The organism is Halorubrum sp. AJ67, from assembly GCF_000513435.1.
The window spans coordinates 195,016-200,152 of the sequence record NZ_CBVY010000004.1 but is presented as its reverse complement, the minus strand read 5'-3'; the positions used below and the strand labels follow the sequence as shown (position 1 = coordinate 200,152).

Here is a 5,137-nt window from a genome sequence, read left to right as displayed (position 1 = left end):
GAGGCCGGATCGATGATCTCGATCGGGACGGTCGGGCGCCTGCTCGCGGACTTCGGCGCGGACGTGATCAAGGTCGAACACCCGTCGACCGGCGATCATCTGCGCCACTTCGGCCCGCAGAAGGAGGGCGTCGGGCTCTGGTGGAAGTACCTCGGCCGCAACAAGCAGTCGGTGACGCTCGACATCTCCACCGAGGAGGGGAAGGTCGTCTTCGAGGACTTGGTCGCCGACGCGGACGCGCTGATCGAGAACTTCCGTCCGGGCACCCTCGAACGATGGGACCTCGGCTACGACCACCTCTCCGACCTCAACCCCGGCCTCGTGATGCTCCGGCTGAGCGGGTTCGGACAGACGGGGCCGTACAGCGACCGCCCCGGCTTCGGGACGCTCGCCGAGGCGATGTCCGGGTTCGCGTACCTCAACGGCTACCCCGACCGGGAGCCGTTGCTGCCGCCGACCGGGCTGGCGGACGGAATCGCGGCGATGTTCTCGACGATGGCGGTCGCGTTCGCGCTGTACAGCCGGGACGCGAACGGCGGCTCCGGGCAGTACATCGACACGAGCCTCATCGAGCCGATCTTCTCGCTCATCGGCCCGCAGCCGCTTCGCTACCAGCAGCTCGACGAGATCGAGGAGCGGTCGGGGAACCGATCCACGTCGTCTGCGCCGCGGAACGTCTACCAGACGGGCGACGGACGAGCGGTCGCCATCTCGGCGAGCGCCCAGCCGATCGCGATGCGGGTGTTCGACGCCATCGAGCGTCCGGATTTAAAGGACGACCCGCGCTTCGCGGACAACGAGAAGCGGCTGGAGAACGTCGAGGAGCTCGATGCGGCCATCCAAGACTGGATGGACGACCACACCCGCGAGGAGGTCATCGACCGGTTCGAAGAGTACGAGGCGACGATCGCGCCGATCTACAACGTGGCCGACATCCTCGAGGACGAGCACTACCAGGCCCGCGACGCGGTCGTGGATATTCCGGACGACCAACTCGGGACCGGCGCGGTCCAGAACACCATCCCGCACCTCTCCGAGACGCCGGGATCGATCTCGCACCTCGGGCCGCCGCTCGGCGCGCACAACGAGGCGGTGTACGGCGAGCGGCTGTCGTACGACGAGGAGACGCTTGCTGAACTCGACGCGGAGGGGGTCATATGATCGAGTACCCCGAGGACGTGGCGCTCGTCGAGATGCTCCCGCGAGACGGGTTCCAGCGGCTCGACGAGTTCGTCCCGACCGACGAGAAGGTCGAGATCATCGACGAGCTCTCACGGACCGGTGTCGACGAGATCGAGATCACCTCCTTCACCCACCCGAAGGCGGTCCCGACGCTGCGGGACGCGGACGAGGTCGCCCGGCGGATCGAGCGACACGACGACGTGACGTACCGCGCGCTGGTGCCGAACGCGGTCGGGATGGAGCGGGCGATCGACGCCGGCGTCGACAAGGTCAACGCCCTGGTGACGGTGAGCGAGACGTACAGCGAGCACAACCAGAACATGACCGTCGAGGAGATCCTCGAGGGCGTCGAGGAGATCGTCGAGATGGCCGACGGGACGGGCATCGAGGTCGAGGCCGGGATGGGCACGAGCTTCTACTGTCCGTACGAGGGGAAGATCCCCATGGAGGACACGCTGTCGGTCGTCGACCGCGTCGTCGACGCCGGCGTCGACGAGGTGACGCTGGCGACGACGATGGGGCTCGCCGACCCGGTCGAGATCGAGGAGATGTACACGGCGGTGTTCGACCGGCATCCGGACCTGGACGCCGGGCTCCACCTCCACGACACGAACGGGATGAGCCTCGCGAACACGCTCGTCGCGATGCAGTGCGGCGTCGACCGGTTCGACGCCTCCCACTGCGGACTCGGCGGGGGCGTCGTCCTGCCGGACGGGCTCGGCGGCGTCGGGAACACCCCGACGGAGGACCTCGTGCAGATGCTGAGTAGAATGGGCCTCGAAACGAACGCGGACTTCGAACGCGTCGAGTCGGTCGCACACGAGATCGCCGACCGGCTCGAGCTGGGAGCGACGAGCCACGTCCTGATGGGCGGGACCGTCGAGCGCGTGTTAGAGACTGTGGCGGAGGACGACTCATGACCGGAAAAACGATATCGGAAAAGCTGCTGTCGGAGAAATCGGGACGAGACGTACGGGCCGGCGACTACGTGGAGGCCGACGTCGACGTGATGATGACCCACGACGTGACGGGACCGCTGACGTTCGAGGTCTTCGAGGACGTGACGGGCGACGACCCGGAACTCGTCGATCCGGACAACACCGTCATCACGATCGACCACCACGCGCCGGCCGACGGCGTCGAGGCCGCGAACAACCACAACATCGTCCGCGAGTTCGCCGACGAGTACGGCGCCCAGCAGTACGAGGTGGGCGACGGCATCTGTCACCAGGTGCTCGTTGAGGAGGGGTTTGTGTCTCCGGGCGACTTGGTGATCGGTGCGGACTCGCACTCGACGACGTTCGGCGGCGTCGGTGGCTTCGGAACCGGGGTCGGCTCCACCGACCTCGGGACGACGCTCGCGACCGGCGAGCTGTGGTTCCGAGTGCCGGAGACGCTCCGGTTCGAGGTCGAGGGCGACCTCCCCGACGGAGTGTACGCGAAGGACCTCATCCTGAAGTTTATCGGCGACGTTGGGTTCGACGGCTGTACGTACAAGACCGCCGAGTACGGCGGCTCGGCGGTCGAGTCGCTGCCGATCCACGAGCGGCTTGTCCTCTCGAACATGGCGATCGAGATGGGCGGGAAGGCGGGCATCGTCGCGCCCGACGAGCGGACCGTCGAGTTCCTCGAAGCACAGACGGGCGAGCGGCCAGAGATACCGGCGTACACGAACCCGGACGACGACGCCGACTACGAGGCAGTTCACACCTACCGCGCTGAGTCGCTCTCGCCGCAGGTGTCGACGCCTTCGAACCCGGCGAACGCGGTCGCTGTCGACAAGGTCGTCGGCACCGACATCGACCAGCTGTTCGTCGGGACGTGTACGAACGGGCGGTACGAGGACATCCGGATCGTCGCGGACATCATCGAGGGCGAGCGGCTCGCACCAGACACCCGAATGGTCGTCGTGCCGGCCTCGCGGTCGGTGTACAAGCAGATGATGGACACCGGAGTGATGGAGACATTCGTGGACGCGGGCGCGATAGTCCAGAGTGCCGGCTGCGGGTCCTGTTTCGGCACCCACCAGGGCGTGTTGGGCGACGGCGACGTCTGTCTCGCCACGGCGAACCGCAATTTCCCGGGCCGGGAGGGGTCGATGGAGAGCGAAGTGTACCTCGCCAGCCCTGCCACCGTGGGCGCGTCGGCGCTGTACGGCGAAATCACCGATCCGCGTGAGGTCGAGCTGAGTCGCTACGACGACTACGTCCTCGAGGAGGTGGGCGCATGACCGACACTGACGTGGACCGCGACATCGACACGACCGAGCCCGGTCGCGCGTGGACGTTCGGCGACGACATCGACACCGACCAGATCATTCCGTCGCGGTTCCTCGTCTCCAGCGATCCGGCGGAGCTCGGCAAGCACGCGTTCAACGACCTCCGGACGGAGTTCGCTTCGAACGTGGCTGCCGGCGACTTCGTCGTGGGAGGTCACAACTTCGGGAGCGGCTCCTCCCGCGAACACGCCCCGGTATCGCTACTAGGCGCTGGCATCGACGGCATCGTCGCCCAGTCGTTTGCCCGGATTTTCTTCCGGAACGGGATTAACCTCGGGCTCCCTGTTTTGATCTGTCCAGATGCCGATCAGATAGACGACGGCGACGCGATCAGTCTACGCCTTGATAAGGGGGCCGTTATCAACCATACTGCGGATGAGCGGTACAACGCGGATCCACTGCCGGAGTTCTTACAGACGCTCGTCGACACAGGTGGGCTTAAACCGTACACGCGAGCGAAACTTAATATTGAGTGATTAAATACCTATGAAAGCCTGCTAGCGCAACAAACCACGTCTGCGATACTATATTTTTTGCCGGGGTCGGCCCGATCTTGTCCACGGAGAGAAAATCGCAAGCAGCCACGGTGGTTGCTTAGGAACCGGCCGACAGGCTGTCAGAACGTGAAGGCGTTAGCTGTGGCTCACACCCGCTGCGACCGGCCGCCGAGCCGGCGGCCCCCAGCGATCGGTCGGGGGCCTTCTTTAGCATCTGCTATCGCTAGACACCGATCGCACCGCACACACGTTTCGACCGCCTACCGGCTGTGGAAGAAGCAGATCTTCAGACGACGTAATCATTTTGTTGTTAGCCCTGGTTTGACTAGCTAGCAGTATTTCCGTACGTGAATCATCGGCCTTTGACCGCCCCAGTACCTCTTCACGCACGCTGGGGACTTAGCAGACTTTCATCCCATCAGAGCCGATGTAATTCCGAGGATCCCGACCGCGGTAAAAACCCGCTTCGAGCTGACGGCGAACAGGCAGTGTCGCGAAACGGTCCCACAGACGACTGACAACAATCGCAGTTCGAACAGTCATGGGCCCCAGTTTGCGGTCGAAATTGTCCGTCCTGTATTCGAATCCTAACGGTCGGGTTGTAACTCACCTCCTCTCCATTCACATCCGCGATTTCAGTTCGACCCGATAGCCGAACGGGTCACGAACGTACACCGCGCCCGCCTTGCCAGTCGCACCAAGTGGCGAGTCGAGCGTCTTCTCGACCTCAACGCCTACATCGGCGAGTTCGGTCTTGATCTTGTCGACGGACTCTTCGACGATGACTGCGACGTGGTTATAGTTCGTCTTCGTCGGCGCTTCGAACGACTCGGTCGGCCATAGGTGAATTACGGCAGTCTCAGAGAGTCGCACGTCGAAGAAGGGCTTATCGTCGGCGGCGTACAGTGCGTCCTCAATATCGAAGCCAAGCTTCTCGACGTAGAACTCGCGGGCGTCGGCGGCGCCGTCCGTGGGGATCCGGAGGTTGATATGGTCGATGTGGCGTGCCTGCATGGGACGACTTATGGGTCGGGCGGCAAAAAGAGATTGCTAATTCAAAATTACTAATGTGTCCCCCATGTCGACGCTGTCGCCCTCGCCGACGTGGACGCTCGCGACGGTGCCGCCGCGCTCGGCGACCACGTCGTTCTCCATCTTCATCGCTTCGAGCACGCAGACC

At 64.2% G+C, this 5,137-nt stretch carries 6 protein-coding genes; 4 read left to right on the top strand and 2 right to left on the bottom strand.

What is annotated here, in order from left to right:
- The 4 genes from BN903_RS06350 to BN903_RS06335 all read left to right on the top strand — a co-directional run.
- Positions 1 to 1,161 (top strand): CaiB/BaiF CoA-transferase family protein (locus BN903_RS06350; protein ID WP_079890593.1); only part of this gene is annotated, 1,161 nt, incomplete at its 5' end.
- A complete protein-coding gene (locus BN903_RS06345; protein ID WP_048076926.1) occupies positions 1,158 to 2,102 on the top strand; it encodes a hydroxymethylglutaryl-CoA lyase in 945 nt (314 codons plus the stop codon). The genes BN903_RS06350 and BN903_RS06345, both read left to right, overlap by 4 nt.
- Positions 2,099 to 3,412: a 3-isopropylmalate dehydratase large subunit gene (locus BN903_RS06340; RefSeq protein WP_048076925.1), complete on the top strand. Its 1,314-nt coding sequence runs from the start codon at positions 2,099 to 2,101 to the stop codon at positions 3,410 to 3,412. Before BN903_RS06345 ends, BN903_RS06340 begins: the two co-directional genes overlap by 4 nt.
- Complete coding sequence (locus BN903_RS06335) at positions 3,409 to 3,936, top strand: 3-isopropylmalate dehydratase small subunit (RefSeq protein ID WP_048076924.1); 528 nt, start codon at positions 3,409 to 3,411, stop codon at positions 3,934 to 3,936. The genes BN903_RS06340 and BN903_RS06335 overlap by 4 nt, the downstream gene beginning before the upstream one ends.
- A gap of 642 nt (positions 3,937 to 4,578) precedes the next feature.
- On the opposite strand, the gene BN903_RS06330 is transcribed toward BN903_RS06335, so the two are convergent.
- Both BN903_RS06330 and BN903_RS15650 read right to left on the bottom strand, forming a co-directional pair.
- Entirely contained in the window at positions 4,579 to 4,971 is a 393-nt protein-coding gene (locus BN903_RS06330) for a VOC family protein (RefSeq protein ID WP_048076923.1), read from the bottom strand.
- Positions 4,972 to 5,007: 36 nt separating this feature from the next.
- On the bottom strand, positions 5,008 to 5,137 hold a 130-nt coding region (locus BN903_RS15650), incomplete at its 5' end, for a biotin/lipoyl-containing protein (RefSeq protein WP_154018062.1).